This window comes from Acidovorax sp. FW305-C-20-28, from assembly GCF_058783375.1.
This window is the reverse complement of record NZ_JBYSYM010000004.1, coordinates 85,004-111,123: the sequence shown is the minus strand read 5'-3', so window position 1 is coordinate 111,123 and position 26,120 is coordinate 85,004. Positions and strand designations below refer to the sequence as shown.

Genomic DNA, 26,120 nt, shown 5'->3' with positions numbered 1-26,120 from the left:
GGCTTCGGCGGCCCTGGCGATCTGGACAGTTTCCATGCTCAAGCGCATCAGTATTCAGCATCTCACGTTGGGGATGTACCTGCACGATTTTTGCGGCTCGTGGATGGACCATCCCTTCTGGCGTGCCAAGTTCGTTCTGAAGGAGCCCAAGGACCTGGCGCGCATCAAGAGCACCTCCATCGAAGAGGTGTGGATCGATACCTCCAAGGGCCTGGACGTGGCGGCCGGCGTGCGCTCCGTCTCGCGCGAGGAGGCGGACATCCAGGTGGAGACGGATTTCAGCCTGCTGGAGAACCTGCCGCCCCTGGTGGTGGATCCCCCGCCGCCGCCAGCCCCTGCCCGGCGCCAGTCGCGCGGCAAGGCCCCGGCCAGCATGCACAACGAACTGCTGGCCGCCGCCACGATCTGCGGTGAGGCCAAGCAGGCCATGGTCTCCATGTTCCGCGAGGCGCGCATGGGCAAGGCCGTGAACCCGGAGAATGCGCGCGGCCTGGTGGAGGAGATTTCCGATTCCGTCACACGCAACCCGGGCGCGTTGATCAGCCTGGCCCGGCTCAAGACGGCCGACGACTACACCTACATGCATTCGGTGGCGGTCTGCGCCCTCATGGTGGCGCTGGCCAAGCAGATCAACCTCAATGAAGAGCACACGCGCAGTGCCGGCATGGCCGGGCTGCTGCACGACCTGGGCAAGGCGGCCATTCCGCTGGCCGTGCTCAACAAGCCGGGCAAGCTCACCGACGCCGAATTCGCCGTTGTCCAGAGCCATCCGGCGCAAGGCTATGACATGCTCAAGGAAGGCGGCGCCGTGGAAGACGCGGTGCTCGACGCCTGCCGCCACCACCACGAGAAGATGGACGGCTCGGGCTACCCCGATAAGCTCAAGGGCGAGCAGATCAGCCTGATCGCGCGCATGACGGCGATCTGCGATGTCTACGACGCCATCACCTCCGACCGCCCCTACAAGTCGGGCTGGGACCCGGCGGAGTCGCTGCGCCGCATGGCCGAGTGGACCAAGGGGCATTTCGACCCGCGCCTGTTCCAGGCCTTCGTCAAGAGCATCGGCATCTACCCGGTGGGCTCGCTGGTGCGGCTGACCTCGGGGCGCATCGGCGTGGTGACCGAGCAGGGAGCGCAGTCGCTGACCTCGCCCAAGGTCAAGGTCTTCTTCTCGACCAAGTCGGGCATGCGCATCCCGCCCGACATGGTGGACCTGGCCGTGCCCGGCACCACGGAAAAGATCGTGGCGCGCGAGGACCCCGAGAAATGGAAGTTTCCGGACCTCAACGAGCTGTGGTCCGGATTTTCGGGACAGGCCTGGTAAACACCCGGGAGCAGGCCCGGGCGTGGGAAAATAACGCCCCTGTTTGTTTTCACCTTGGTACGGGCCCGTCCGGCCCTCAAGTTCCATGACCGTTCCCAGCACGCCCACGGCCCCGCGCCATTTCACGCTCAGCGACTTCGATTTCTCGCTGCCCCCCGAGCTCATCGCCCAGCACCCCGCCGCCGAGCGCAGCGCCTCGCGCCTGCTGGACGGCCGCGCCGCCGAGCCGGTGGACCGCATCTTCCACGAACTGCCCGGCCTGCTGCAGCCCGGTGACCTGCTGGTGTTCAACGACACCCGCGTGGTCAAGGCGCGCATCTTTGGCGAGAAGGCCAGCGGCGGCAAGCTGGAGCTGCTGATCGAGCGCGTGCTGCTGGGCAACGAGGTCGTGGCCCACATGAAGGTCAGCAAGAAACCCCTGCCCGGCGCCGTGGTGCACATGGCGGGCGGCCTGCACGGTGGCGGTTTCAACGCCACGCTGCTCTCGCGCTGGCCGGGCGAGGACGGCCCGCTGTTCCGCTTCGCGCTCGAAGGGCCGGCCGGCGAGACCCCGCACGACCTGATGGAGCGCCATGGCCACCTGCCGCTGCCACCCTACATCGAGCGCCAGCAGAACGCCGACCACGACCCCGATGCGGCCGAGGACGCACAGCGCTACCAGACCGTGTTTGCGCGCGCGCCGGGCGCCGTGGCGGCCCCGACGGCGGCCCTGCACTTCGACGAAGGTGTGCTGGCCGCCCTGGCCGCACGCGGCGTGGAGCGCGCGAGCGTCACCCTGCATGTGGGTGCGGGCACCTTCCAGCCCGTGAAGACCGAGAACCTGGCCGAGCACCAGATGCACAGCGAGTGGTACGAGGTGCCGCTGGCCACGCTGGCGGCGCTGGAGCGCTGCCGCCAGCGCGGCGGGCGCGTGGTGGCCGTGGGCACGACCACGGTGCGCACCCTCGAATCCTGGGCACGCAGCGGCCAGGCCTCGGGCGATACCAACATCTTCATCACCCCGGGCTTTGGCTTCCAGGTGGTGGACCTGCTGCTCACCAACTTCCACCTGCCCAAGAGCACGCTGATGATGCTGGTGAGCGCCTTCGCGGGCTACGAGCGCATCCGCGCCATCTACCGCCACGCCATTGCGCAGCAATACCGCTTCTTCAGTTACGGCGACTCGATGCTGCTGGAGCGCGAGCGCACCTCGGGAACGCCGCTCAGCAATTCGTGACCGCCGCGATGCGCGGCGCGGCGCCCACCTCGGGCAGCCGGTTGGCGGACGGCAAGCGCACGCAGTAGACGCCCGCATCGCTCTCCACCCGGGTCACCCGGCCCGTGGCATGGTTCTGCCACTCCTGCTCGGACATGGTGCCCAGGGCCCGTGGCGCCGGGCCTGCCGCCAGCGCGGTGGCCGTGGGCGTGCCGTGGCGGCGCTGCCATTCCCGCTCCTGCCGTGCGGCACGGGCCACGCCCTCCGGGCTCCATTGCACGGCGGGCGCCTCGCGGGCATCCGAGGCAGCAGGCAGGGGAACGGGGATGGCCGCCATGCCGGGCCCGGTACCCTCAGGCAGCGCCAGCACGGCCGGGTGAGGTGCGCTGCGGACTTCGCGGGCGGGGCCGGCGAACGGCTTGGCCCCCGGCGCTTCTGCCCGGGCCACCGGCGCCTCGACCGGCGCGGCGGGCGCTGGCGCGGTGATCCAGAGGACTTGCATGGACTGCCGGGGCTGGGGCACGGGTGTGCGCCCGGCCCGTTCCGGTGCGACCAGCCACCACAGCGCCACCCCGTGCAGCAGCAGCGAAGCCGCCACCGCACTGCCCAGGCGCCAGCAGCCCGGGCGGAGACCCTCAGGACCTGGACGCGTCGCCATCATCGGCAGCAGCACCCTCCTGCGCCACCCAGGCCAGCAGGTCGCCGGGCTGGCATTGCAGGTAGTCGCAGATGGCGGCCAGGGTCTCGAAGCGCACGCCCTTGACCTTGCCGCTCTTGAGCAGCGACAGATTGGCCTCGGTGATGCCGACGTGGGCCGCCAGGTCGCGCGACTTCACCTTGCGGCGCACCAGCATCTCATCGAGCGTGACGACGATGGGCATGGCGGCCACCTTTCCGGCGCATGCCCTGGCAATTGAAACGGTACGGAGCCACTGCGCACTCAGACAAAGGCATGCGATTCCTCTTGCAGGCGCTGGCCCTCGGCCATCACGTGGGCCAACAGCAGCATCATGAGGCCCACGATGAGCACACTCATCTCGAACGAGCCCACCGACAGCGCCACCTGCCCGCCACGCTGGCCCGAGGCCAGCCAGGACAGCAGCGCGGTCACCGCGGCGCCATGCACCAGCGAGGCCACGCACATCGCGATGAAGCCCCAGCCCACGCCGCGAAAGCCGCGCACCACGGCAGGCCCGAAGACCTCGCCGCGCAGGAAGGCACTGCAGATGCGGTGCAGGCACCAGACGGTGAACAGCATGGCCGCCGTGGGCAGGCATTCGATGGCCAGCCCGAGCAGGCGCCAGGCCACGTCGATCTGCAGCGGCGCACCGATGCCGACCTGCAGCGCCTGCGCGGGCAGCAGCATCTGCGCCAGGCCGCCCGGCTCGCCCCGCCCCAGCAGCAGCCAGCGCGCCACGGAAAAGCACACGCCCGCCAGGGCGCACAACAGGGTCAGCGCGTGCAGGCCACGCGACAGGCGCCGGAACGCCGGGCTCTGGATGGATGCCATGGTGCTTGCCTCATGTTTTCTGTAAAACAATAATAATATTCTGCCATACAGAAATCAACAAAGGCAAGCGCCGCCCCCGGGGCAAGGGCCGGCTGGGGGCAGACCGGTCAGAACGCGACCGCGTGCCCGTCCTTGCGCGGGTCGGAACCCGCCACATAACTCTCGCCCTGGCGCAGCACCAGTTGGGCGCCGCCGAAGGCAAAGACGCCATTGCCCTCTTCCACCGTGACCTCGTGGCCGCGCGCGCGCAGCGCCGCGACCACGGCGGGGTCGAAGGCCGGCTCCACTGCCACGCCCTTGCCGCCGGTCACGCGCCAGCGCGGTGCGTCGGCTGCGGCCTGGGGGTTCTGGCCGTAGCGCAGCACGCGCAAGGCCATCTGCAGGTGGCCCTGGGACTGCATGGGCCCGCCCATCACGCCGAAGGCCATCTGCGGCGTGCCGTCGGCATGCATGGCAAAGGCCGGGATGATGGTGTGCGAGGGGCGCTTGCGCGGCGCCACCTCATTGGCGTGGCCAGGCGCCAAGGTGAAGCCGTGGCCGCGGTTCTGCAGGCTGATGCCGGTGCCCGGCACGACCACGCCCGAACCGAAGCCCATGTAGTTGGACTGGATGAACGAGACCATCATGCCCGAGGCGTCGGCCGCCGCCAGGTACACCGTGCCGCCCGGGCGCGGCGTGCCGTGGCCGGGGTCGCCGGCCTGTTCGGCATCGATCCGCTTCGCGCGCTGCTCCAGGTAACCGGCATCGAGCAGGTCGCGCGGCGTCACCTTCTGCATGGCGTCGATGTCGGCGTTGTACTCGTGCAGGTCGGCCAGCGCGAGCTTCATGGCCTCGATGCTGGCGTGCACCGTGTCCACATGGTCCAGCGGCTGGCCGCCGATGCCATGGGATTCGAGCATGCCCAGCGCCATCAGCGCGGCGATGCCCTGGCCGTTGGGCGGGATCTCATGGACCACCGAGTCACCGAAGCGCTGGCTCACGGTGCCCACCCAGTCGGCCTGGTGCGATGCGAGGTCGTCCTCGGTCATCGCACCGCCGTGGGCGCGGGCGTGCGCCACCATCTGGCGTGCCAACTCACCGCGGTAGAAGGCCTCGCCCTCGGTCTGGGCGATCAGCTCCAGCGTGCGCGCATGGGCCTCGCTGCGGAAGATCTCGCCGGCCCGGGGCGCACGGCCGCCTGGCATGAAGCATTCGGCAAAGCCTGGTTGGGCGCCGAGCTTGGCGGCGCCCAGCGCCCACAGGCGGGCAATGGTGGGCGAAACGGGAAAACCGTTGCGCGCGTAGTCGATGGCAGGTTCGGCCAGCTTCGCAAAAGGCAGCTTGCCCAGGCGCTTGGACAATGCCACCCAGGCCGAAACGGCACCGGGCACGGTGACGGCGTTCCAGCCCGTCTCGGGCAGACCGCCGCGCTCGGCGAAGTAGGCCGGGGTCCATGCGGCGGGCGAACGGCCCGAGGCATTGAGGCCATGCAGCTCCTTGCCGTCCCAGACGATGGCGAAGCCGTCGCTGCCGATGCCGCAGCCCGTGGGCTCCACCACGGTGAGCGCCATGGCGGCGGCGATGGCAGCGTCCACGGCATTGCCGCCGGCCAGCAGCATGCGCAGGCCGGCCTGCGCGGCCAGGGGCTGCGAGGTGGAGACCACATTGCGGCCCATCACCGCACTGCGGTTCGATGCGTAGGGAAGGGCCCAGTCCAGGCCCGTGGTCGGTGCAGTCATCGGATGGTTCACTCCAGGGAAATCTTGTGCTGGCGGATCACCGTGGCCCAGCGGGCGCTGTCGGCCTGCACCATGGCCGCGAACTTGGCAGGCGTGCTGGGCGCCGCGGGCTCCACGCCGAGCTTGGCCAGGCCTTCGGCCACTTCGGACGATTGCATGGCCTTGGCAAAAGCCTTGTGCACACGGTCCACCAACTCCGGCTTGGCACCGGCGGGCAGGTAGACACCGAACCAGGTCACCGAGGAATAGCCGGGCAGGCCCGATTCGGCCATGGTGGGCAGCTCGGGCGCGAGCGAGCTGCGCTTTTCGCTGGTCACGGCCAGGGCGCGCAGGCGGCCGTTCTTGACGTGCGGCATGCCCGTGGGCAGGGAATCAAACAGCACATGCGTCTGCCCGGCTACGAGGTCGGGGATGGCCAGGGCCGTGCCCTTGTAGGGCACGTGCGTCATCTCCACACCGGCCTGGGCGCTGAAGGCCGCGGCGTTCAGGTGCACGATGGTGCCGTTGCCGCTGGTGGCGTAGTTGAGCTTGCCGGGGTTGGCCTTGGCGTAGGTGATGAGCTCGCCCACGGTCTTGACGGGCAGGGAATTGGTCACCAGCAGCACGCTGGGCGCATCGGCCAGGTGGGCGACGGGTGTGAAGTCCTTGCGCGCGTCATACGCCAGGCGCGGCATCAGGTGGGGCGAGATGGCGTGCGTGCTGCTGGTGGTGAGCACCAGGGTGTAGCCGTCGGGCTGCGCCTTGGCGGCCTCGGCCGAGCCGATGGTGCCACCCGCGCCAGGGCGGTTGTCCACCACCATCTGCTGGCCCAGGTCCTGGGCCACGCGCTGCGCGACCACGCGGGCCACCAGGTCGGTGGCACCGCTGGCAGGGAAGGGCACGATCACCCGCACAGGGCGGTCGGGCCACTGGGCCTGGGCGTGCGCGCCCACCGACCATGCCGCAAACCATGCCAGGCCCAACAGGCCACGGCGCAGGGACGAAAGACGCATACAAAGCACTCCAGAAAGGAAAGGGGACACCGCCACAACAGGCTTCATCTTAGGAATGTGGCAGTCGTATGACCACCACCAAATCAGCAAATGGCTTTGCCGTAACGGCAAAGCGCTTCGGTTTTTGAGATGATTGGCGGCAAACCGGCCTCACAGACCCTCCCATGCGCGCCCAGCTCCTGCAAGACACCGCCCTGCGCTACTTCCTCGAAGTGGCGCAGAGTGGCTCGCTGACCGAGGCCTCGGCCCGGCTGCACGTGGCCGCCTCGGCCTTGAGCCGGCAGATCGCGGGATTGGAGTCGCAGCTGGGCACGCCGCTGTTCGAGCGGCACCCGCGCGGCATGGTGCTCACGGCGGCCGGCGAGATCCTGGCCACGCATGCACGGCGCACCGTGCTCGATGCCGAACGCGCCCTGGGCGAGATCGGCGCACTGCAGGGCCTGCGCGCAGGCCAGGTGCGGCTGGCCACCTCGGATGCCTTCGCCAACGAGCTGGTGCCACGGCTGTGCGTGGAGTTCCAGCGCACGCATGCAGGCATCCAGTTCGAGGTGCAGTCCCTGCCCACGGCCCAGGTGCCCGATGCGGTGCGCAGCGGAACCGCCGACATCGGCCTGTGCTTCAGCCGCGCGCCGCACAAGGACATCGAGGTCGCCTACCGCCAGACCGCGCCGGTGCTGGCCCTGGTGCCGCCGGGGCACCCCCTGGCCGATGCAGCGAGCGTGACCCTGGCCCGCATGGGCCAGTACCCGCTGGCCCTGCCGCCGCCCGAGACCACCATCCGCCAGATGGTCGACATCGTCTGCAGCCGCCAGGGGCTGCAGCTCACGCCGGTGCTGGTGAGCAACCATGCCAAGACCATGCTCAACTTCGTGGCGAACGGAGGGGGGCTGTCGGTGTCCAGCGAGATCGCGGCGCGCCACCTGGTGGCGGCGGGCGCCATCGTGGCCGTTCCCATCAGCGACCAGGGCATGGACCTGCGCGACCTGGAACTGCAGACCCTGGCGGGCCGCAGCCTGCCCATGGCCGCCCAGGCCTTTCTGGACCTGCTCAAGGAGCGGCTGCCGGGGCGCTGGTAGCGCCCCCCTGCGACGCCACCCTCCTGCAGGCGGTCAGAACCGCTCGGCGCACAGCGCCTGCCATTGCAGGATCTCGATCTCGCCCCGCTGCACACGCAGAATGCCCCGGGCCTGCAAGCCCTGCAGCAGCTGGTTGACCGTCTGGCGCGAGATCGACAGCATCAGCGCCAGCTGCTCCTGCGTGACTTGCACGCGGGGCTGGGCCGGCGCGTCGGCCACGCGCTCGCCATAGCCGCGCGCCATGGCCACGATGCGGCGCGCCAGCCGCTGGGGCGCCGGCAGCAGGGCCAGGTCTTCGAGCGCGGCAAAGGCGGCGCGCATGCGCCCCGACATCAGCACGCCCAGGTCATGCCAGTGGGCGGGGTGCCCGTGCAGCCACTCCAGCAGCGGCAGGCGCGGCACCTGCAACACCACACAAGGCTCCACGGCATGGGCGTCATGGGTGCGGGGCGACCCATCGAACAGTGCGATTTCGCCGAACCAGGTGCCGGGCCCCATGAGGGTGAGCAGCGCCTCGCGCGCGTGCTCGCTCTGCCCGCCCACGCCGGAAAAGCCGATGGCCCCTTCCACCACAGCGAACAACCCGCCCTCCAGTGCATCGCCACGCAGGAACAGCGCCTCGCCGCTCTCCAGCCGGCGCGGGTGGGCCAACGCCACCAGTTGGTCTGCGAAGGCCGGCGCCAGCGCGCTGAACCAACGGCCCGCGCGCAAGGCAGGCAGGTAGGAGGCGGCAGAGGGGGACAGATCCATGGCGCAGGGGCAGCGGCGGGCAGGCCGGCTGAAAATCGGTGTCGGCTGGCCGACAGACGCCAGCGTGCCCTCTGCGTATTTTCCCCTCTCCCGCCACTCCCTGGAGACACCACCGCATGCGCACCGCCCCCCGTTCCACCGCCCCAGGCACCCGCCTGCTGTTCACGCTGGCCAGCGCGGCCCTGCTGGCCGCCTGCACCACCGCACCCATGCCGGAAGCCGCCCCCGGCAAATCCGCGGCCCAGCAAGCCACGGCCGCCACGCGCGCAGCCCAGCAGGCCGCATTGGCTCGGCTGCCGCGCAACGACGAGCAGGCGATGGAAGACGCCCGGCGCGGGCTGATCGCATCGGCCGACACGCTGACAGTGCGCAATGCCCAGGGCCGCCCCATCTGGAGCATGCAGGACTACGCCTTCCTCGCGCAGGAGACGGCGCCAGACACGGTGCATCCCGCCCTGTGGCGCCAGGCCCAGCGCAACCGCGTGAGCGGCCTGTTCCAGGTGACCGAGCGGCTGTACCAGGTGCGTGGCCTGGACCTGTCGAATATGAGCATCCTGGAGGGCGATACCGGCCTGATCGTGGTGGACCCGCTGATGTACACCGAGACCGCGCAGGCCGCCATGGCGCTGTACTACCAGTACCGGCCACACAAGCCGGTGGTCGCGGTGGTGTACTCGCACAGCCATGTGGACCACTTCGGCGGTGTGCGCGGTGTGGTGCGCCAGGAGGACGTGGATGCAGGGCGCGTGCAGGTCATCGCCCCCGCAGGCTTCATGGCCGAGGCCGTGGGCGAGAACGTGATCGCCGGCCATGCCATGGGCCGGCGCGCGCTCTACCAGTTCGGCATGCTGCTGCCGCGCAACGCGCAAGGCCAGGTGGATGCCGGGCTGGGCAAGGCGGGCGCACCCGGCACGCTGGGTCTGATTGCGCCCACGCGGCTGATCGACAAACCCTATGAGACCCTGCGCATCGACGGCATCGACATCGAGTTCGCACTCACCCCGCATGCCGAGGCCCCGGCCGAGATGGTCATGTACTACCCGCAGCTCAAGGTGCTGAACATGGCCGAGCTGGCGGTGCATACCCAGCACAACCTGCTGCCCATGCGCGGGGCCCAGGTGCGCGATGCGCTGGGCTGGTCCAGGCACCTGAACATGGCCCTGCACCGTTATGGCGGCCAGGCCGAGATCCTGATCGCACAGCACCACTGGCCCGTGTGGGGCCAGGCGCGGCTGCGCGGATCACTGGCGCGCCAGCGCGACACCTACAAGTACCTGCACGACCAGACGGTGCGCTGGATGAACCACGGCTACGTGGGCTCCGAGATCGCCGAGATGCTGCAGCTGCCCGACTCCCTGGCCGAAGACGGCGCCACCCACGCGTTCTACGGCCACCTCAAGCACAACGTGCGCGCCGTGTACCAGCACTACCTGGGCTACTACGAAGGCAACCCGGCGCAGCTGGAAGCGCTGCCGCCCGCCGCCGCGGCGAAGAAGACGGTGGAGTACATGGGCGGGCCCGAGGCCGTGCTGCGCCGTGCCCAGGCCGACTATGCGCGTGGGGACTACCGCTGGGTGGCTCAGATCGCCTCGCAACTGGTGTTTGCCGACCCGACAAACCAGGCCGCGCGCCAGCTGGCCGCCGACGCCTATGAGCAACTGGGCTACCAGATGGAATCGGCCACGGCGCGCAACGCCTTCCTGCAGGGGGCGGCGGAACTGCGCCAGGGCGTACCGCAACTGCCCCGCCCGGGCGCCACGTCGCGCGACCTGGTGCGCAACCTGCCGCTCGAGATGTTCTTCGACTACCTGGCCGTGCGCCTGGACGCCGACAAGGCCCGGGGCCAGCACATCGTGCTCAACTGGATCTTCACGGACACCGGCGAGCAGGTGGCCCTGAACCTGGAGAACAGCGCCCTCACCCAGTCGCCCGGCCTGGCGCCCGGCGCCCATGCCACGGTGCGGCTGGGCCGCGCCACGCTGGACGCCATCGCCGGCCAGCAGACCACCCTGCCCGAGGCCGTGCGCTCAGGCCAGTTGAAGATCGAGGGCGATGCCGGCAAGGTGGCAGCCCTCATGGGCATGCTGGACCGCTTCGAGAGCGTGTTCCCCATCGTGGAACCGCGCCCGGAACGCGCTGCCGCCTCCGGCCGGTCGGCGGCGCCTCAATAGCCGTGCTGGGCGCGGAAATCCCGCGCCTTGCCAAAGTGCCCGTTGCCGATGAAGGGCACGGGCGGACGCAGGGCCGACAGCGGCGAGGGGTGGTTGGAGGTGAGCACCAGGTGCCCGCGGTCGGCCGGGATCCACGCACGCTTGGACTGGGCATGCGAGCCCCAGAGCATGAAGACCACGGGGCGCTCGCCCTCGGCCACGTGGCGGATCACGGCGTCGGTCAGTTCCTCCCAGCCCTTGCCGGAGTGGCTCGCGGCCTGGCCCTCTTCGACCGTGAGGCCGGTGTTGAGCAGCAGCACGCCGTTCTTCGCCCACTTGACCAGGCTGCCGCCGGGCTCGGGCCAGGCAGGGAAAGCCGTGCCCAGGTCGCGCTGCATCTCCTTGAAGATGTTGCGCAGCGAGGGCGGCAGCTGCACGCCGGGTGCGACGGAAAACGCCAGCCCCTCGGCCTGGCCACGGCCGTGGTAGGGGTCCTGGCCGAGGATGACCACGCGCACCTGCTCGGGTGGGGTCAGCTCCAGCGCGCGCAGCGGCTTGGGCGGAAAGATGGAGGCGCCCGCATCCAGGCGCGTCTGCAGGTAGGCCAGCAGGCCCTGCCCGCGCTGGCCGGAGAAGAAGGCATCGACCAGCGGCTGCCAGCCGGGCGCCACAGGCCAGTCGGCCGGGTCGGCGCTTTGCAGTTGGGTGGCGTCGGTCATGGGTGGAACGGGCCGTGGATCAGGCAAACAACTTGGCCAGGGCCTCGCCGGGTTCCTTGGCGCGCATGAAGGCCTCGCCCACGAGGAAGGCGTTGATGCCCGCATCGCGCATGGTCTTCACGTCGGCCGGCGAGAGGATGCCGGACTCGGTGACCAGCAGGCGGTCGGCCGGCACGTTCTTCTGCAGGTCGAGCGTGGTCTGCAACGACACCTCGAAGGTGCGCAGGTTGCGGTTGTTGATGCCCACGAGCGGGGTCTTGAGCTTGAGCGCACGGTCCAGCTCGGCACCATCGTGCACCTCGACCAGCACGGCCATGTCCAGGCTGCGCGCGATGGCCTCGAAGTCGGCCATCTGCGCGTCGTCCAGGCAGGCGGCGATCAGCAAGATGGCGTCGGCACCCATGGCCCGCGATTCGTAGATCTGGTAGGCGTCGACCATGAAGTCCTTGCGCAGCACGGGCAGCTGGCAGCTGGCGCGCGCCTGCTTGAGGTAGTCCACGCTGCCCTGGAAGAACTGCTTGTCGGTCAGCACCGAAAGGCAGGCCGCACTCACCGTGCCATCGCCGTCGGCATAGCTCTGGGCGATGTCGGCCGGGATGAAGTCGGCACGCAGCACGCCCTTGCTCGGGCTGGCCTTCTTGACCTCGGCGATCACGGCCGCCTGGCCCCTGGCGATCTTGGCGCGCAGCGCGCCCTCGAAGTCGCGCGTGAGCACACGGCTCTCGGCGTCGGCGCGCATCGCGGCCAGGGGCATGCGCTTGACGGCAGCGGCGACTTCTTCGTGCTTGACGGCAACGATCTTGTTGAGGATGTCGGACATGGTGGGCAATGCTATAGCGAAAGGAAAAGGCCGCCGGTCAGGCGGGTACGGCCAGCGCGTGCGTGCGCGCCACCAGTTGGTCCAGGCGCGCCAGCGCGGCGCCCGAGGCGATCGCGGCGCGCGCCTTGGCCAGGCCGTCGGCGATGGAGCTGGCCACGTTGGCCGCATACAGCGCCGCACCGGCGTTCAGGCAGACGATGTCCTGGGCGGCGCCGGGCTCGCCCTTGAGCACGCCGATCAGCATCTCGCGCGACTGCTCGGGGGTGTCGACCTTGAGCGCGCGGTTGCTGGACATGGACAGGCCGAAGTCCTCGGGGTGGATCTCGTACTCGGTGATCTGGCCGTTCTTCAATTCACCCACCAGCGTGGCGGCACCCAGGCTCACCTCGTCCATGCCATCACGGCCATAGACCACGAGCGCATGCTCGGCGCCCAGGCGCTGCAGCGCGCGCACCTGGATACCGACCAGGTCGGGGTGGAACACGCCCATGAGGATGTTGGGCGCGCCGGCCGGGTTGGTCAGCGGGCCCAGGATGTTGAAGATGGTGCGCACGCCGAGTTCGCGGCGCACCGGTGCCACGTTCTTCATGGCCGGGTGGTGGTTGGGCGCGAACATGAAGCCGATGCCCACCTCGGCGATGCACTGGGCGATCGCCTCGGGCGCCAGGTTGATGTGGATGCCCAAGGCCTCCATCACGTCGGCACTGCCGCTCTTGCTCGAAACGCCGCGCCCGCCGTGCTTGCTGACCTTGGCGCCGGCCGCGGCGGCAACGAACATCGAGCAGGTGGAGATGTTGAAGGTGTTGGCCCCGTCGCCGCCGGTGCCCACAATGTCCACCAGGTGCGTGCTGTCGGGCACGTGGACCTTGGTGGAGAACTCGCGCATGACCTGCGCGGCGGCCGTGATCTCGCCGATGGTTTCCTTCTTCACGCGCAGGCCGGTGATGATGGCCGCGGTCATCACGGGCGAGAGTTCGCCGCTCATGATCAGGCGCATCAGGTGCAGCATCTCGTCGTGGAAGATCTCGCGGTGCTCGATGGTGCGCTGCAGCGCTTCCTGGGGGGTGATGGACATGGTGTCGGTCTCCAGAATGGTTCTTGTCTTACACGGAAGGCCGGTCCGAGAAGGCCAGCTTGAGGCCGAAGCCGATGAACATCGCCCCGGCGATGCGGTCGAGCCAGTGCATGCCGCGCTGCACGGCGCCCACGCGGCGCGCCATCCAGCCGGCGGCCAGGGCCCAGCCGACGTTGACGGGAATCGCGTTGAGGTTGAACAGCACCCCGAGCAGCACAAAGGCCAGGGCCTTGCTGTCCGTGCCCGGCGCGATGAACTGCGGCACGAAGGCCAGGAAGAAGATGGCCACCTTGGGGTTGAGCACATTGGTCCAGAAGCCGCCCATGAACACGCTGCGCAGCGGCACGGCGGCAGCGGGCGCGGCCTGTGCCGCCGCGATGGCGGCGCTGCTGCCACCATCGCCCGAGGCCTTGGCGAACAGCATGCGCACGCCCATCCACAGCAGGTAGGCCGCGCCCACCCACTTGAGCACGGTGAAGGCCGTGGCCGATGCGGCCAGCAGCGCGCCCACACCCACGGCGGCCGCGAAGATGTGCACAAAGCAACCGGCCGTGATACCCAGGCCCGCCACGATGCCCGCGCGCGTGCCCGAGCGCAGCGCGTTGGAGACGATGTAGAGCACGTCGGGCCCTGGCGTCAGGTTGAGCAGCCAGCCGGCCGCGATGAACATGAGCAGTTGGTGGGTCTCGATGATCATGGACGGGGCTCCAGGAAGTTCTTGAGCATGGCGTGGCCGTGCTCGGTGAGGATGCTCTCGGGGTGGAACTGCACGCCTTCGATGTCCAGGGTCTTGTGGCGCACGCCCATGATCTCGCCGTCATCGGTCCAGGCGGTCACGGCCAGCACCTCGGGGCAGGTGGCGCGCTCGATGGACAGCGAGTGGTAGCGGTTGACCGTGAACTGCTCGGGCAGGCCCGCGAACACGCCCTGCTGCGTGGTGGTGATGACGCTGGTCTTGCCGTGCATGAGCTGCTGCGCGCGCACGATGGTGCCGCCGAAGGCCGCGCCGATGGCCTGGTGGCCCAGGCACACGCCCAGGATGGGCAGCTTGCCCGCGAAGTGCTGGATGGCAGCGACCGAGATGCCGGCCTCGGCCGGCGAGCAGGGGCCGGGCGAGATCACGAGCCGGTCGAGCCGGCCAGCGGCCAGGCGCGCGGCGATCTCGTCCACCGTGATCTCGTCGTTGCGGTGCACCTCGACCTCGGCACCGAGCTCGCCGAAGTACTGCACGATGTTGTAGGTGAAGCTGTCGTAGTTGTCGACCATCAAGAGTTTCATGCTGCGCTCCCTGCGGTCTGTGCGGCCGCGTTGCTGGCGTGCCCGGCGCGCAGGCGCGCGAACTCGCGGTGTTCATAGGCAATGGAGGCTTCCATGATCGCCCGGTAGATGGCTTCCATCACGTCGGCCTGGCCGCCCTGGGCCAGGGCGCGCTCGCGCACGCGGTCCACGATGGCCCGGATGCGCGCCTCGTCGCGCACTTGGGCATCGCTGCCCTTGATGCGTGCGGCCTGGGTCATGTAGCCCGTGCGCTGCACCAGCAGCGGCACGAGGATGTCGTCGAGCGCGTCGATCTCGCGGCGCACGTCGGCCATGGTGGTGCAGTGCTGCACCCGCTCGATGCTGCGGCCGCTCATTCCAGCCCCTCCTCGACGAGTTCGGCGGCGCGCAGCAGCGCGCGGGCCTTGTGCTCGGTTTCCTTCCATTCGAGTTCGGGCACCGAATCGGCCACCACGCCGGCCGCGGCCTGCACGTAGAGCGTGCCGTTCTTGACGATGCCGGTGCGGATGGCGATGGCCACGTCCATGTCGCCCGCATAGCTCAGGTAGCCGCAGGCGCCGCCGTACAGGCCGCGCTTGGTGGGTTCGAGCTGGTCGATGAGTTCCATGGCGTGCACCTTGGGCGCGCCGGTGAGCGTGCCGGCCGGGAAGGTGGCGCGGAGCACGTCGATGGCGGTCATGCCCTCGTTGAGGATGCCTTCGACATTGCTCACGATGTGCATCACGTGGCTGTAGCGTTCCACCGCGAAGGCCTCGGTCACCTTGACGGTGCCGGTCTTGGCGATGCGGCCGATGTCGTTGCGCGCCAGGTCGATCAGCATCACGTGCTCGGCGCGCTCCTTGGGGTCGTTGATGAGCTCGACCTCGGCCGCCTTGTCCTTCTCGGGCGTGGCGCCGCGCGGGCGCGTTCCGGCCAGCGGGCGGATGGTGATCTTCTGCCCGTCCGGCGTGCCCTCCTGGCGCACCAGGATCTCGGGGCTGGCGCCCACCACGTGGAAGTCGCCGAAGTCGTAGAAGTACATGTACGGCGAGGGGTTGAGCGAGCGCAGCGCGCGGTACAGCGAGAGCGGGCTCTCGGTGTAGCGCTTGTGGATGCGCTGGCCGACCTGCACCTGCATGAAATCACCGGCGGCGATCAGCTCCTTGGCGCGGTCCACGGCGGCCAGGTAGTCGGCCTTGGCAAAGTCGCGCTGGGCGGGGTGGCTCTCGGTGGGCTTGACCACCGGGGCGCTCACCGAGTACTTGAGCTGCTCCTTGAGCTCGCGCAGGCGCTTCTTGGCCTTGGCATACGCCTCGGGCGTGGCCGGGTCGGCATAGACGATGAGGTAGAGCTTGCCCGAGAGGTTGTCGATGACCGCGAGCTCTTCGCACTGCAGCAGCAGGATGTCGGGGCAGCCCAGGGTGTCGGGCGGGCAGGAGTTTTCGAGCTTCTTCTCGATGTAGCGCACCGCGTCGTAGCCGAAGTAGCCGGCCAGGCCGCCACAGAAGCGGGGCAGGCCGGGCCGCAGCGCGACCTTGAAGCGCTTTTGGTAGGCGGCGATGAAGTCGAGCGGGTTGCCCTCGGCGGTTTCGACCACCTGGCCGTCGGTCACGACCTCGGTGCGCGCTGCAGCGCCGAAGCCGCTGGCGCGCAGCAGGGTGCGCGCCGGTAGGCCGATGAAGCTGTAGCGCCCGAAGCGCTCGCCGCCCACCACGGATTCGAGCAGGAAGCTGTGCTTGCCGCCCTCCTTGGTGCGCGCCAGCTTCAGGTAGAGCGAGAGCGGGGTTTCCAGGTCCGCAAAGGCTTCGGCCATGAGCGGAATGCGGTTGTAGCCTTCGCCGGCCAGGCTTTTGAATTCGAGTTCAGTGATCACGGGGAGTGCTCCCAGCTGTCACAGCGCGTGAAATCCCGGCCGAATCGGCACACAAAGGGGGGCGCTGCGGTTCATTCAATCGGCCCTGAGAAAGGGCCACGGGTGCACGCTGGGGCAAACTGCCCAGGTGCCATCAGGCGTTCAGGCGAGCAGGCGTACGCCAGGGCCAGGCTCCCCGGTCGCTGCAACCTGTGATGAACACGTGGTGAATGAACATGGGCCAAAGTGTAGCAAAGGTCTTGGCGCTTTCGGTTTTTTCCCATGCAATCACCATGATGGACCACTCGAAAACCCTGTTGCAGCCGCTGGCCGATCTTGCAACAATTGGAAACGAACGACCGTTCTATTTTAAGAACCGAGGAGACAAGCATGAACCTGATGGAGCGATGCGCTGCATTCGCCGCCGCATGCCTGCTGGCGGGTGCCGCGGTGGCCCAGCCGATCACCGTATCCAACGTCAAGTACGAGGAAACCGCTCAACTGGCCGACAGCACGCTGCAGCTCAATGGCGCCGGTGTGCGCTACAAGGCCGTGTTCAAGGTCTACACCGCCGGCCTCTACCTTGAGAAAAAGGCAGGCACGCCGCAGGAGGTCGCGGCACAGAAAGGTCCCAAGCGCATGAGCATCACCATGCTGCGCGAGATCGATTCCACCGAGCTGGGCAAGTTGTTCTCGCGCGGCATGGAGGACAACATGGACCGCGCGGCCTTCTCCAAGCTGATCCCTGGCGTGATGCGCATGAGCCAGATCTTCTCGGACCACAAGAAACTGGTGGCGGGCGACCAGTTCCAGGTGGACTGGATCCCGGGCACGGGCACGGTGATCACGGTCAAGGGCAAGCCCCAGGGCGAGCCGTTCAAGGAGCCTGAGTTCTTCAACGCCCTCCTGGGCATCTGGCTGGGCAATGCGCCGGCGGACTGGAAGCTCAAGGACGCGCTGCTGGGCAAGCAACCTGCGTAGCCAGCGCCCCGCCGCTGCCCCTGACCCCTCCCGGGAAAGCACCTACCCGCCTGTGTCACCCGGCAGACACCGCGCCTGCAAACCGCAGGCGTAACCTTCAAAGCCCCGGTCGCGTGTGCCTGCGCCATCCGCAGCACGCTGCGGCCGGGCTTCTCCGCGCCACCCGCGCCCAGGAGCGATCCGCCGCCCCCCCTCGCCCATTGACCCTGCACCTTCGCTCGCGCGCCTGACCCACCATGAAACCAAGCAACCTTTCCGTCGGCCTGCGCCTGGGCCTGTCCTTTGGCGCCATCCTGCTCATCACGGCGCTCATCGCGGCCACCGGCATGTGGCGCATCGCCAGCCTGAACAGCGCCAGCGAGCGCGTGGCCACGCAGGAGATCGAGCAACAGACCCTGGTGGAGAACTGGGCCGCCGACATCCGCCTCAATTGGGTGCGCACCGAGGCCTTTCTCAAGGCCATCGACCGCGACTACATGGAAAAACTCACGGCCGACACCCAGGCCACGGCCCAGGGCATCGAGGCCAAGGTCAAGCGCATCGAAGGCCTGGTGCAGGGCGAGAAGAACCGCGCGCAGTTGGCCACCATCGCTGCGGCGAGCAAGGCCTACAGCGACAAGCTCGCCGAGATCCGCGAGCTGCACCGCGGCGGCGAGCCCAATGTGCCCACGCTGGTGGACAAGGACCTGCGCCCCCTGGCGGACCAGTACCTCAAGAGCCTGGATGACCTGCGCACCGCCATGGCCACGCAACTGGCGGCCAGCCAGAGCGACACCGGCACGCTGGCCCAGGCCAGCCAGGTGCTGCTGGGCGTGGGCACGCTGATCGCGGTGGCGCTGGGCGCGCTGCTGGCCTTCACCGTCACGCGCTCGATCGTGCGGCCCGTGCAACTGGGCCGGCAGGCGGCCGAAAGCATCGCCGATGGCGACCTGACCCACCCCATCGCCACCACGCACAACGACGAGACCGGTCAACTGCTGCAGGCCCTGGCCGCCATGCAATCGCGCCTGGCCACCATCGTGGGCAATGTGCGCCACAGTGCCGAGGGCGTGGCCACCGCCAGCGCCGAGATTGCATCGGGCAACAACGACCTGAGTGCGCGCACCGAGCAGCAGGCCAGTGCGCTGGAAGAGACGGCCGCCTCGATGGAAGAGCTGGGCTCCACCGTGCGCCAGAACGCCGACAACGCGCGCCAGGCCAACCAGCTGGCCATGAGCGCATCGACCGTGGCCGTGCAGGGCGGCCAGGTGGTGGCCGAGGTGGTGGACACCATGAAGGGCATCAACGACAGCAGCAAGAAGATCGCCGACATCATCAGCGTGATCGACGGCATCGCCTTCCAGACCAACATCCTGGCGCTCAACGCGGCCGTGGAAGCGGCCCGCGCGGGCGAGCAGGGCCGCGGCTTTGCCGTGGTGGCCGGCGAGGTGCGCAGCCTGGCCCAGCGCAGCGCCGAGGCCGCCAAGGAGATCAAGGGCCTGATCGGCACCAGTGTGGAGCGCGTGGAGCGCGGCAGCGCCCTGGTGGACAAGGCCGGCGCCACCATGAACGAGGTGGTGGCCTCCATCCGCCGCGTGACCGACATCATGGGCGAGATCAGCGCCGCTAGCAGCGAGCAGAGTTCTGGCGTGGGCCAGGTCGGCGAGGCCATCACGCAGATGGACCAGGCCACGCAGCAGAATGCGGCGCTGGTGGAACAGAGCGCTGCGGCGGCCGACAGCCTAAAGACCCAGGCCGGCCAGTTGGTGGAGGCGGTGGCCGTGTTCCGCCTCGGCGCGGGCCATGCCGGTGCTGCCCAGGCCGTGCCGATTGCCGCGCCCCGTGCAGCCAGCCATGCCGCGCGCATGCTGCCGGCGAACGGCCAGCGCCGCATCGCGGCCTGAGCCAGGCTCAACCCGCGGCAGCGAACTCCGCGAGCGCGTCCACGAAGCCATCCGCATCCACGGCCCGCACGGGCTGGCCGTGGTTGTAGCCGTAGGTCACCAGCACCACGGGACAGCCGGCGGCGCGCGCGGCCTGCGCATCGTTGCTCGAATCGCCCAGCATCAGCGTGCGCGCAGGCGCCGTACCCAGGGCCTCGCAGGTCTTGACCAGGGGCAGCGGGTCGGGCTTCTTGCGCGCGAAGCTGTCGCCACCGAAGACCTGCGAAAAGTAGCCATCGAGCCCCTTGGCCTGGAGCAGGGGCACGGCAAAGTCCGTGGGCTTGTTGGTCAGGCAGGCCAGGCGCAGGCCCGCAGCCTGCAGCGCCTGCAGGCCCGCCACCACGCCCGGGTACACCTGTGCGTACTGGCCATTGATATCGAGGTAGTGCTTCTGGTAGCTGGCCCAGGCCGCGGGGTACAGCGACTCGACCTGCGCCGCATCGACCGCCTGGCCCTGCGATGCCAGCACATGGGCCAGCACCGAACGCAGCAGGTGTTCCGAGCCCTTGCCCACCATGTGCTCGATGTGCTGGGCGCCGATGGCCGGCAATGCCAGCTCGCGCAGCATGCGGTTGAGCGCCTCGGCAAAATCCCCAAGCGTGTCCACCATGGTCCCGTCCAGGTCCACGATGGCGGCATCCACACGGGACAGCAGGGCAGGCAGGGGGGACGGTGCAGACATGCGAAGGGCTCCTCAAAGGACAGACAAAAGGCCGGGCATCGTGCCCGGCCTGCCTGGATTTTAAGAGCCTGCTTACCTCAAGCTCAGGGTCTGGCGCTTCCAGGAGGGGTCCTGCCAGCGCTGGAACAGGGGCAGCGCGGCCACATCGCCCGTCACGCGCTCAGTGGCCAGGCCTTCCAGGCGCACAATCTCGAAGCTGCGGCGGTAGCGGCCCTGGCCACGCGCCTCGCGCGCCACCAGCATCTGCTGGCCGCCAGGCACCCAGCCGGCCCATTCGGCGACGCCCGTCTCGGGCGAGGTGGCGGCCGGGGGCAGCACGTCGACCAGCCAGCCTTCGGCGGTCTTGCGCATCACCCACAGCTCGCGCCAGCCTTCCAGGGGCTGCACGGCCAGGGCCACGGCATTGCCTTCGCGGTTGACGCTGGCCGAAGCGGCCCAGACCACGCCGTAGGTGCAGCGGCGCAGCAGCGGGGCCTTGGCGCCTTTTTGGGCGTCCACCAGCAGCACGCAGGTTTCACCGGGGGCACCGGCTTCGGTCACGATGCCGGGGCGGCTGCCCTGGGCCGTGGGCAGGCTGGCGGGCACCAGGGCCCAGCGCACGGCACTGACCCGCATGGCGGCGTCGTTGTAGGCGGGCTGGTCTTCGTCGGGCAGGTCGTTCTTCGCGACACCGGCGAACTCGGCCAGAGCACGCGAAGCGGCCGCCGCCGTTGCGCTGCCGGAGGGGTCCTTGCGCGCCTGCTGGAAGGCCAGGGCACTCCAGACACTGGCGCGGCGCATCTGGATGCGGTTGCGCACATAGGACGGCAGGCCGGCCACATCCACGCGTTCGAGCACCTCGGACTGCCATTCCTGCACCCGGGCGCGCTCGTGCGCCGGCAGGTCGGGGTTCACGCACTCGGGCCGCGTGAGGGCCAGGGCGGCGCGGGCGCGCTGCTCGGCATCGGCCACGGGCATGGCCAGCACCCGGCGGAAGGCTTCGCCGTCGTAGCAGACCTGCATGCGGCCTTCGACCTCGTAGGTGGTGAAGCGCACGCCGTAGCCGTTGGCCACATCGAGGTGGGCCGACAGCGTGGCCCCCGAGGCCTTGCCCGGTGTGGCGGCCGAGGCGCGGCGTGCCAGGCGGTCGGCCAGGGTGCCCAGTGCATCGAAGGCCTGGGCGCTCTGCTCGCCCGCCAGCGCTTTGGCTGGGGCGGCCTGCAGGTAGGCGGCGGTGATGCCGATGCCCAGGGCCTCTGCACCGGGGGTGTCGCGCACAAAGCGCAGCACGGAGAGCAGGGCCGGCGCTTCGGCCTCGCCGTCGGCCACACGGCGCACTTCGCTGGTGCGGATGAAGCCGCCACGCTCGCGCTTGTGGTCCCAGACCTGCAGGTAGTCGAGGCGCTCGCCGCGCACTTCGAGCACCTCGCCCTGCCACAGGGCGGACTGTTGTTGGGCCGATTCGCGCGGTGCCGCGCGCAGCACGGCCTGGTCCTGCACGACGATGGCATTGCCCAGGCCATTGGAGGGGGTGCTGGCCGGTGCTGGCTGCACGGCGGCCGTGGCGACCATGGTGGCGGCCGAGGCGATGGCCGCCACAAGGGTGAGGGTGGTGCGGTTCATGCTCATTGCTCCGTGGCTTGGGCGGCGGCTGCGTCGTCGGCGCCGGTGTTGGCCTGGGCAGCGACGGCCTGGGCATTGCGGTTGCCGCCCAGCAGCGCGGCACCGATGAAGTCGCCATTGGTCGGCGGGGGCGCGATGATGACCTGGATCTTGTCCGAGAGCTTGTCGGCCAGCGTCTTCTGGATCAGCAGCGGGTGGCGCGTGACCAGCGCGCCTTCGCGCGCCATCTGCTCGGCGTTGACCTTGCCGATGCGGTCCATGCGGAAGGCTTCGGCCTCGGCCAGCTTCTGGCGCGCATCGGCCTCACCGTTGGCTTCGATGCGGCGGGCCTGGGCTGCACCCTCGGCGGCCTTGACGCGGGCCACGCGCTCGGCCTCGGCTTCGAGCTGGCGCTGTTCGATCTGGCGCTGCTTGAAGGGCAGCACATGCTTCATGGCTTCTTCCTGGGCGCGGGCGGCAATGACCTGCTCGCGCGCGGCGGCCTCGGCGGCCACCTCGCGGCGCACCTTGTCGGCGCTGGCGTCGAGCTCGGTTTCCTTGACGCGCTTGTCCTTGAGCTCCAGCGTGTAGCGCATCTTCTCGGAGGCCAGTTCCTCGGCCAGCAGGCTGTCCATGCCGCGGCGGTATTCGGCGGGCAGGTCGACCTTGCCGATCTGCACATGGCGCAGCAGCACGCCATCGGCGGCCAGGCGGGCGCGCAGCTCGGTTTCGATGATCTGCTGGATCTCGGCGCGCTTGGTGGAGAAGATCTCGCGCACCGTGTAGCGGGCGAACACCTTGTAGATCAGGCCCTGCACGGCGGGCTCGACGATCTCGGCGCCCACGTTGTCGGGCAGGCTGCCCGAACGCGCGGCCACCGTGGCGGGGTCGAGCGCATAGCGCACGCCCAGGTCCAGGCCGAAGGACAGGCCCTCGACCGACTGCAGCGGCGCGCCGCCGTTGGCCTGGCGCATCTGCTCGGGGCGGTAGGTCTGGTCGCGCAGCGAGAACACGCGTGCACTGTGCAGGCCGGGCAGCACCCAGACACTGCCGTCGCGCCACTGGGTGACGGAGCCGGTGAACTGGTTCACGCGCACGCCGAGCTCGCCCTGGTCCAGGTGCTGCACGGGCGGGTTCCGGTAGACCATGGCACCCGCCACCACCACGGCCGTGCCTGCGGCCAGGCAAGCCAGGGTGCGGCCCGAAACGCTGGGCAGGCGGCGTGGGGTGGCAACGGCAGGCGCGGTGTCGATGGTGTCCTGCGCGGCGGCCTCCAGGGTAGGGTCGATGGGCTCGACCGGAGCGGCGTTGCGGCGCAGGGCGCGGATGATGCGGTTCCAGGTGGCTTTCATGGTGTTTCCCTCGTCAGTCAGTTCGGTGCGGTTGGTGTCTGCTCTGCGGCGCCGGATTTCCGTGCTGCATTGGTGACCAATTCTTCGCATTCCCCCCGGAAGCAACAATGCGGCGGCCGCGCCAAAGCGCTCACGGCCACCGTGCAAACGTTCCGCCCCCGGAAGAAAAACTCACACCGCCCGCCGCAGGGCCCCCGGATAATCGGGCGCAGGACCACTCTTGCCCCCTGCCATGACCCGCATCGCCGTGATCGAAGACGACCTGCCCACCAGCAACCAGCTGGCCGGCTGGATTCGCAGTGCGCGCAGCGGCATCGTGATCGACCAGTGGTTCACCCGCGACGAGGCCGAGGCCGCGCTGGCGCGCGAGCACTACGACGCGGTGGTGCTGGACATCGAGCTCGGCCGCGAGCGCCATGCCGGCGTGGCCCTCATCAACGCCATCAACAAGCTGCGCCAGGGCACGCCGGTGCTGGTGGTCTCGGCCATGCCGGCGGCCATCTACCGCAGCATCATGAAGGCGCTGGACGCCTGGGACTACCTGCAGAAGACGACCTTCGAGGAAGCCGACTTCATCGAGACCTTCCTCGACATCCTGCGCACCACGCAGTCGGCCACACCGGCCGCTGCCACCGCGGCCCCTGGTGATGCGCTGGTGCTGGACCCGCTGTGGCAGCGCAGCCCCACCTGGCGCGGCGAGCGCATCAACCTGCCGCTCACGGCGCAGCGCATCCTGGCCACGCTGCACCAGCGCAGCGGCGAGGTGGTCTCCTACGACGAGCTGTTCGAGGTGGTCAAGAGCGGGCGCAACCGCGACAACGTGCGCAAGCACGTGAGCACCATCCGCGAGGCGCTGCGCGAGGTGGATCCGGGCTTCGAGGGCATCGAGAACGTGCCCATGCGCGGTTTCCGCTGGGTAGGCTCGCCGCTGGCGCAGGGCCGCCTCAAGACATGATCAAGCGCCTGCTGCGCCCCGGCTTGGAGATGCCCCGGCTCGAAATGCCGCGCCTGGGGCTGCCGGCGTTTCGCCTGCGCATCCTCGTGCGCAGCGTGTTCATCCTGCTGGCCGTGGCCACCGTGGCGCTCAGCGTGGTGCTGCTGCGCGAGGAGAAGGAGCGTGCCTGGCAGAGCTACCAGCACGGCTTTCAGCGCAGCCAGGCCGAGGTGATGGCGCGGCTGCGCCACCCCTCGGGGCAGTTGGCGCTGCTCAATTCGGCCAGCCTGGGCCAGGGCGCCACGCCGCTGGCGCCCCTGTTGCTGCCCTACTCGGCCATCGACTTCGACGACCAGAACAAGGCCCAGCAGGCGGTGGAGATGGCGGGTTGCTCGGTGCAGTACCCCGACGGCGCCTCGGTCTGCGCGGCCATCGGCAACAACCCGTATGCGGGCGGTTTCATCTACCTCGTGGGCAGCTTCTATGCGGGTGAACTGGCAGGCCGCGAGCGCGGTGCGCTGGACCTGGCGGCCGTGCACCGCGCGCGCGTGACGCTGGACATGCGTGGCACCACCAGCCGCTGGGTGGCACCCTTCGAGGCCATGGCGCCGGCATCGGGCACGGCCGCCGGCACCCTGCCCGGCGCTCGCGGGCGGCTGACCGGTTTTGTGGACGCGGGCGGCGACCTGCTCGACGCCCGTGCGCGCCCGGTGCGCGATTTCCGTGGCTGGCTCTGGCAGAACGGCCAATGCCGCGACCTGGCAGGCGCGGTGCCCGACTGCCAACGCCGGACCTTCTATTCCATACGCCTGCCGGTGGAGCTGTTCCGCGAGGCCCTGTTCCGCAAGGACCAGCGCCTGGTCTGGCCGCCCGAGGACCTGGGCAGCATGCGCGTGCGCGTGGAGATGCTGGCGCCTGGCGAAGGCCCGCCCCTGTTCGACAGCAACGCACCGGGCGCGCAGCCCAGCGCATCGCTCACGGACGTGACGCGCAGCCTGCTGCCCGGCGAAAAGGTGCAGGTGCGCAAGATGGGCGAGGGCGAAGAGCGTGCGCTCACCTTCAAGGGCACGGAGGTGCAGGCCGAGCCCTCGTCGCCCTGGCTGATCCGCCTGGTGAGCTGGCTGCCACTGGACGCGCCCGATGCGCGCGCCACGCCGGCGGGCCTCGACATCCTCGACACGCCCACGGGCAATTACGTGGTCACCTTCACGGGCAACCTGCGCGGGCTGGAGCAGGGCCTGGCCGCCGTGGCCACGCGCATGTCCTGGTACCTGGGCGCCATGCTGACGGCGATCGCTCTGGCCTGGCTGATCGTCGAGGTCGGGCTGCTGCGGCGCGTGACCGCCCTCACCCGCCGCGCGGCCGCCGTGTCCTACAACGTGCAGGACGGGCACATCGGCCCGCGCCTCGGTGACCTCGATGTCTCGGACCTGCGCGGCTCGGACGAGCTGGGCATTCTCGCGGGCGGCCTGGCCGACCTGCTGCAGCGCGTGAAGGACGACATCCAGCGCGAGCAGCTGCGCGCCCAGCAGGAGCGCGACATGTGGCACGCCGTGGGCCACGAGATCATGTCCCCCCTGCAATCGCTGATGGTGCTGCACGGCAGGCCCGGCGACCCCGGGCGCCGCTATGTGCAGCGCATGCAGCAGGCCGTGCATGTGCTCTACGGCACGGCCTCGCCTGCCGAGGCGCTGCAGGCCGCCGATGTGCCCCAGGGCCGGCTGGACCTGGATGCCTTTTTGCGCCACGTGGCGGACAACGCCCATTTCGCAGGCATCGCCCAGGTGGTGTACGAGGGCGGCAGCGCCCCCGTGGTGGTGCGTGCCGACGAGTTTGCGCTGGAGGACGTGGTGACCCACATCCTGCGCAATGCCGACCGCTACCGCCCCGCGGGCACGGCCATCACGCTCACGCTCACGGCGTCGGAGTCCACGGCCAGCGCCACGCTGCACAACGTGGGGGCGACGATTGCGGAAGACCTGCTGGAACGCATCTTCGAGCTCGGGGTGTCCGACCCCGACCTGCCCACGCCCGTGGGCGAAGGCGAGCACCGGGGCCAAGGCCTGTTCGTGGCCAAGACCTACATGGCCAAGATGGGCGGCACCATCAATGCGCGCAACACGGCCGACGGGGTGGCATTCATCCTGACGTTCCAGCGGCTGGGCTGAAGTCCAGCGACAAGGCTTAGGCGTCGGGCGGACGGTGCCGGGCGGCGCTGTCCGACAGTGCG

24 protein-coding genes are annotated in these 26,120 nt (G+C 69.5%); 8 read left to right on the top strand and 16 right to left on the bottom strand.

The window, feature by feature from the left end:
- The first annotated feature begins 34 nt into the window (after positions 1-34).
- Positions 35-1,324 carry an HD-GYP domain-containing protein gene (locus AC3WOH_RS06945; RefSeq protein WP_492228644.1) on the top strand — a complete coding sequence of 430 codons (1,290 nt, stop codon included), beginning with the start codon at positions 35-37 and terminating at the stop codon, positions 1,322-1,324.
- Between the two features lie 85 nt (positions 1,325-1,409).
- Positions 1,410-2,540 carry a tRNA preQ1(34) S-adenosylmethionine ribosyltransferase-isomerase QueA gene (gene queA / locus AC3WOH_RS06940; RefSeq protein WP_492228643.1) on the top strand — a complete coding sequence of 377 codons (1,131 nt, stop codon included), beginning with the start codon at positions 1,410-1,412 and terminating at the stop codon, positions 2,538-2,540.
- Here queA and AC3WOH_RS06935 read toward each other — a convergent pair.
- The 5 genes from AC3WOH_RS06935 to AC3WOH_RS06915 all read right to left on the bottom strand — a co-directional run bounded on the left by AC3WOH_RS06935 (position 2,527) and on the right by AC3WOH_RS06915 (position 6,739).
- The gene (locus tag AC3WOH_RS06935) at positions 2,527-3,177 is read right to left on the bottom strand and encodes a hypothetical protein (RefSeq protein ID WP_492228642.1); all 651 of its coding nucleotides are present in this window, start codon (positions 3,175-3,177) and stop codon (positions 2,527-2,529) included. The two genes, queA and AC3WOH_RS06935, sit on opposite strands and share 14 nt — an antisense overlap.
- A complete protein-coding gene (locus AC3WOH_RS06930; protein ID WP_492228641.1) occupies positions 3,155-3,400 on the bottom strand; it encodes a helix-turn-helix domain-containing protein in 246 nt (81 codons plus the stop codon). The genes AC3WOH_RS06935 and AC3WOH_RS06930 overlap by 23 nt, the downstream gene beginning before the upstream one ends.
- Before the next feature lie 59 nt (positions 3,401-3,459).
- Positions 3,460-4,029, bottom strand: coding sequence for a DUF2975 domain-containing protein (locus tag AC3WOH_RS06925; RefSeq protein WP_492228640.1), 570 nt, complete (start codon positions 4,027-4,029; stop codon positions 3,460-3,462).
- A gap of 107 nt (positions 4,030-4,136) precedes the next feature.
- Positions 4,137-5,747 carry a gamma-glutamyltransferase family protein gene (locus AC3WOH_RS06920; protein WP_492228639.1) on the bottom strand — a complete coding sequence of 537 codons (1,611 nt, stop codon included), beginning with the start codon at positions 5,745-5,747 and terminating at the stop codon, positions 4,137-4,139.
- A gap of 8 nt (positions 5,748-5,755) precedes the next feature.
- Entirely contained in the window at positions 5,756-6,739 is a 984-nt protein-coding gene (locus AC3WOH_RS06915) for a Bug family tripartite tricarboxylate transporter substrate binding protein (RefSeq protein ID WP_492228638.1), read from the bottom strand.
- A gap of 164 nt (positions 6,740-6,903) precedes the next feature.
- Between AC3WOH_RS06915 and AC3WOH_RS06910 the strand changes: the two genes are divergently transcribed.
- The gene (locus AC3WOH_RS06910) at positions 6,904-7,815 is read left to right on the top strand and encodes a LysR family transcriptional regulator (RefSeq protein WP_492228637.1); all 912 of its coding nucleotides are present in this window, start codon (positions 6,904-6,906) and stop codon (positions 7,813-7,815) included.
- Between the two features lie 33 nt (positions 7,816-7,848).
- Here the strand turns inward: AC3WOH_RS06910 and AC3WOH_RS06905 are convergent, their stop codons facing one another.
- On the bottom strand, positions 7,849-8,565 hold the full coding sequence (locus AC3WOH_RS06905) for a Crp/Fnr family transcriptional regulator (protein WP_492228636.1): 717 nt from the start codon (positions 8,563-8,565) through the stop codon (positions 7,849-7,851).
- A gap of 116 nt (positions 8,566-8,681) precedes the next feature.
- Between AC3WOH_RS06905 and AC3WOH_RS06900 the strand changes: the two genes are divergently transcribed.
- Positions 8,682-10,736, top strand: a complete 2,055-nt coding sequence (locus tag AC3WOH_RS06900; RefSeq protein ID WP_492228635.1) for an alkyl/aryl-sulfatase — start codon at positions 8,682-8,684, stop codon at positions 10,734-10,736.
- Here the strand turns inward: AC3WOH_RS06900 and AC3WOH_RS06895 are convergent.
- The 7 genes from AC3WOH_RS06895 to trpE are packed head-to-tail and all read right to left on the bottom strand — an operon-like array spanning position 10,730 to position 16,459.
- Positions 10,730-11,434 carry a uracil-DNA glycosylase gene (locus tag AC3WOH_RS06895; protein ID WP_492228634.1) on the bottom strand — a complete coding sequence of 235 codons (705 nt, stop codon included), beginning with the start codon at positions 11,432-11,434 and terminating at the stop codon, positions 10,730-10,732. The two genes, AC3WOH_RS06900 and AC3WOH_RS06895, sit on opposite strands and share 7 nt — an antisense overlap.
- Positions 11,435-11,453: 19 nt before the next feature.
- On the bottom strand, positions 11,454-12,254 hold the full coding sequence (gene trpC / locus AC3WOH_RS06890; RefSeq protein WP_492228633.1) for an indole-3-glycerol phosphate synthase TrpC: 801 nt from the start codon (positions 12,252-12,254) through the stop codon (positions 11,454-11,456).
- Between the two features lie 37 nt (positions 12,255-12,291).
- Positions 12,292-13,329: an anthranilate phosphoribosyltransferase gene (trpD, locus tag AC3WOH_RS06885; protein WP_492228632.1), complete on the bottom strand. Its 1,038-nt coding sequence runs from the start codon at positions 13,327-13,329 to the stop codon at positions 12,292-12,294.
- A 28-nt stretch (positions 13,330-13,357) separates the two neighbouring features.
- Positions 13,358-14,026 carry a LysE family translocator gene (locus tag AC3WOH_RS06880; protein WP_492228631.1) on the bottom strand — a complete coding sequence of 223 codons (669 nt, stop codon included), beginning with the start codon at positions 14,024-14,026 and terminating at the stop codon, positions 13,358-13,360.
- A complete protein-coding gene (locus AC3WOH_RS06875; protein ID WP_492228630.1) occupies positions 14,023-14,607 on the bottom strand; it encodes an aminodeoxychorismate/anthranilate synthase component II in 585 nt (194 codons plus the stop codon). Before AC3WOH_RS06875 ends, AC3WOH_RS06880 begins: the two co-directional genes overlap by 4 nt.
- Entirely contained in the window at positions 14,604-14,963 is a 360-nt protein-coding gene (locus tag AC3WOH_RS06870) for a chorismate mutase (RefSeq protein WP_492228629.1), read from the bottom strand. The genes AC3WOH_RS06875 and AC3WOH_RS06870 overlap by 4 nt, the downstream gene beginning before the upstream one ends.
- Complete coding sequence (gene trpE / locus AC3WOH_RS06865; protein WP_492228628.1) at positions 14,960-16,459, bottom strand: anthranilate synthase component I; 1,500 nt, start codon at positions 16,457-16,459, stop codon at positions 14,960-14,962. The genes AC3WOH_RS06870 and trpE overlap by 4 nt, the downstream gene beginning before the upstream one ends.
- Positions 16,460-16,828: 369 nt before the next feature.
- On the opposite strand from trpE, the gene AC3WOH_RS06860 reads away from it, so the two are divergent.
- Positions 16,829-17,419 (top strand): chalcone isomerase family protein, encoded by a 591-nt coding sequence (locus AC3WOH_RS06860; RefSeq protein ID WP_492228627.1) that lies wholly within the window; start codon positions 16,829-16,831, stop codon positions 17,417-17,419.
- 236 nt (positions 17,420-17,655) lie between these two features.
- Positions 17,656-19,302: a methyl-accepting chemotaxis protein gene (locus AC3WOH_RS06855; protein ID WP_492228626.1), complete on the top strand. Its 1,647-nt coding sequence runs from the start codon at positions 17,656-17,658 to the stop codon at positions 19,300-19,302.
- Between the two features lie 7 nt (positions 19,303-19,309).
- Here the strand turns inward: AC3WOH_RS06855 and AC3WOH_RS06850 are convergent, their stop codons facing one another.
- The 3 genes from AC3WOH_RS06850 to AC3WOH_RS06840 all read right to left on the bottom strand — a co-directional run bounded on the left by AC3WOH_RS06850 (position 19,310) and on the right by AC3WOH_RS06840 (position 22,956).
- Positions 19,310-20,023 (bottom strand): phosphoglycolate phosphatase, encoded by a 714-nt coding sequence (locus AC3WOH_RS06850; RefSeq protein ID WP_492228625.1) that lies wholly within the window; start codon positions 20,021-20,023, stop codon positions 19,310-19,312.
- A 72-nt stretch (positions 20,024-20,095) separates the two neighbouring features.
- Positions 20,096-21,574, bottom strand: coding sequence for a hypothetical protein (locus AC3WOH_RS06845; protein WP_492228770.1), 1,479 nt, complete (start codon positions 21,572-21,574; stop codon positions 20,096-20,098).
- A 53-nt stretch (positions 21,575-21,627) separates the two neighbouring features.
- Complete coding sequence (locus tag AC3WOH_RS06840; RefSeq protein WP_492228624.1) at positions 21,628-22,956, bottom strand: SPFH domain-containing protein; 1,329 nt, start codon at positions 22,954-22,956, stop codon at positions 21,628-21,630.
- Between the two features lie 232 nt (positions 22,957-23,188).
- On the opposite strand from AC3WOH_RS06840, the gene AC3WOH_RS06835 reads away from it, so the two are divergent.
- Entirely contained in the window at positions 23,189-23,911 is a 723-nt protein-coding gene (locus AC3WOH_RS06835; RefSeq protein ID WP_492228623.1) for a response regulator transcription factor, read from the top strand.
- A complete protein-coding gene (locus tag AC3WOH_RS06830) occupies positions 23,908-26,058 on the top strand; it encodes a sensor histidine kinase (RefSeq protein ID WP_492228622.1) in 2,151 nt (716 codons plus the stop codon). Before AC3WOH_RS06835 ends, AC3WOH_RS06830 begins: the two co-directional genes overlap by 4 nt.
- The last annotated feature ends 62 nt before the right edge of the window (positions 26,059-26,120 follow it).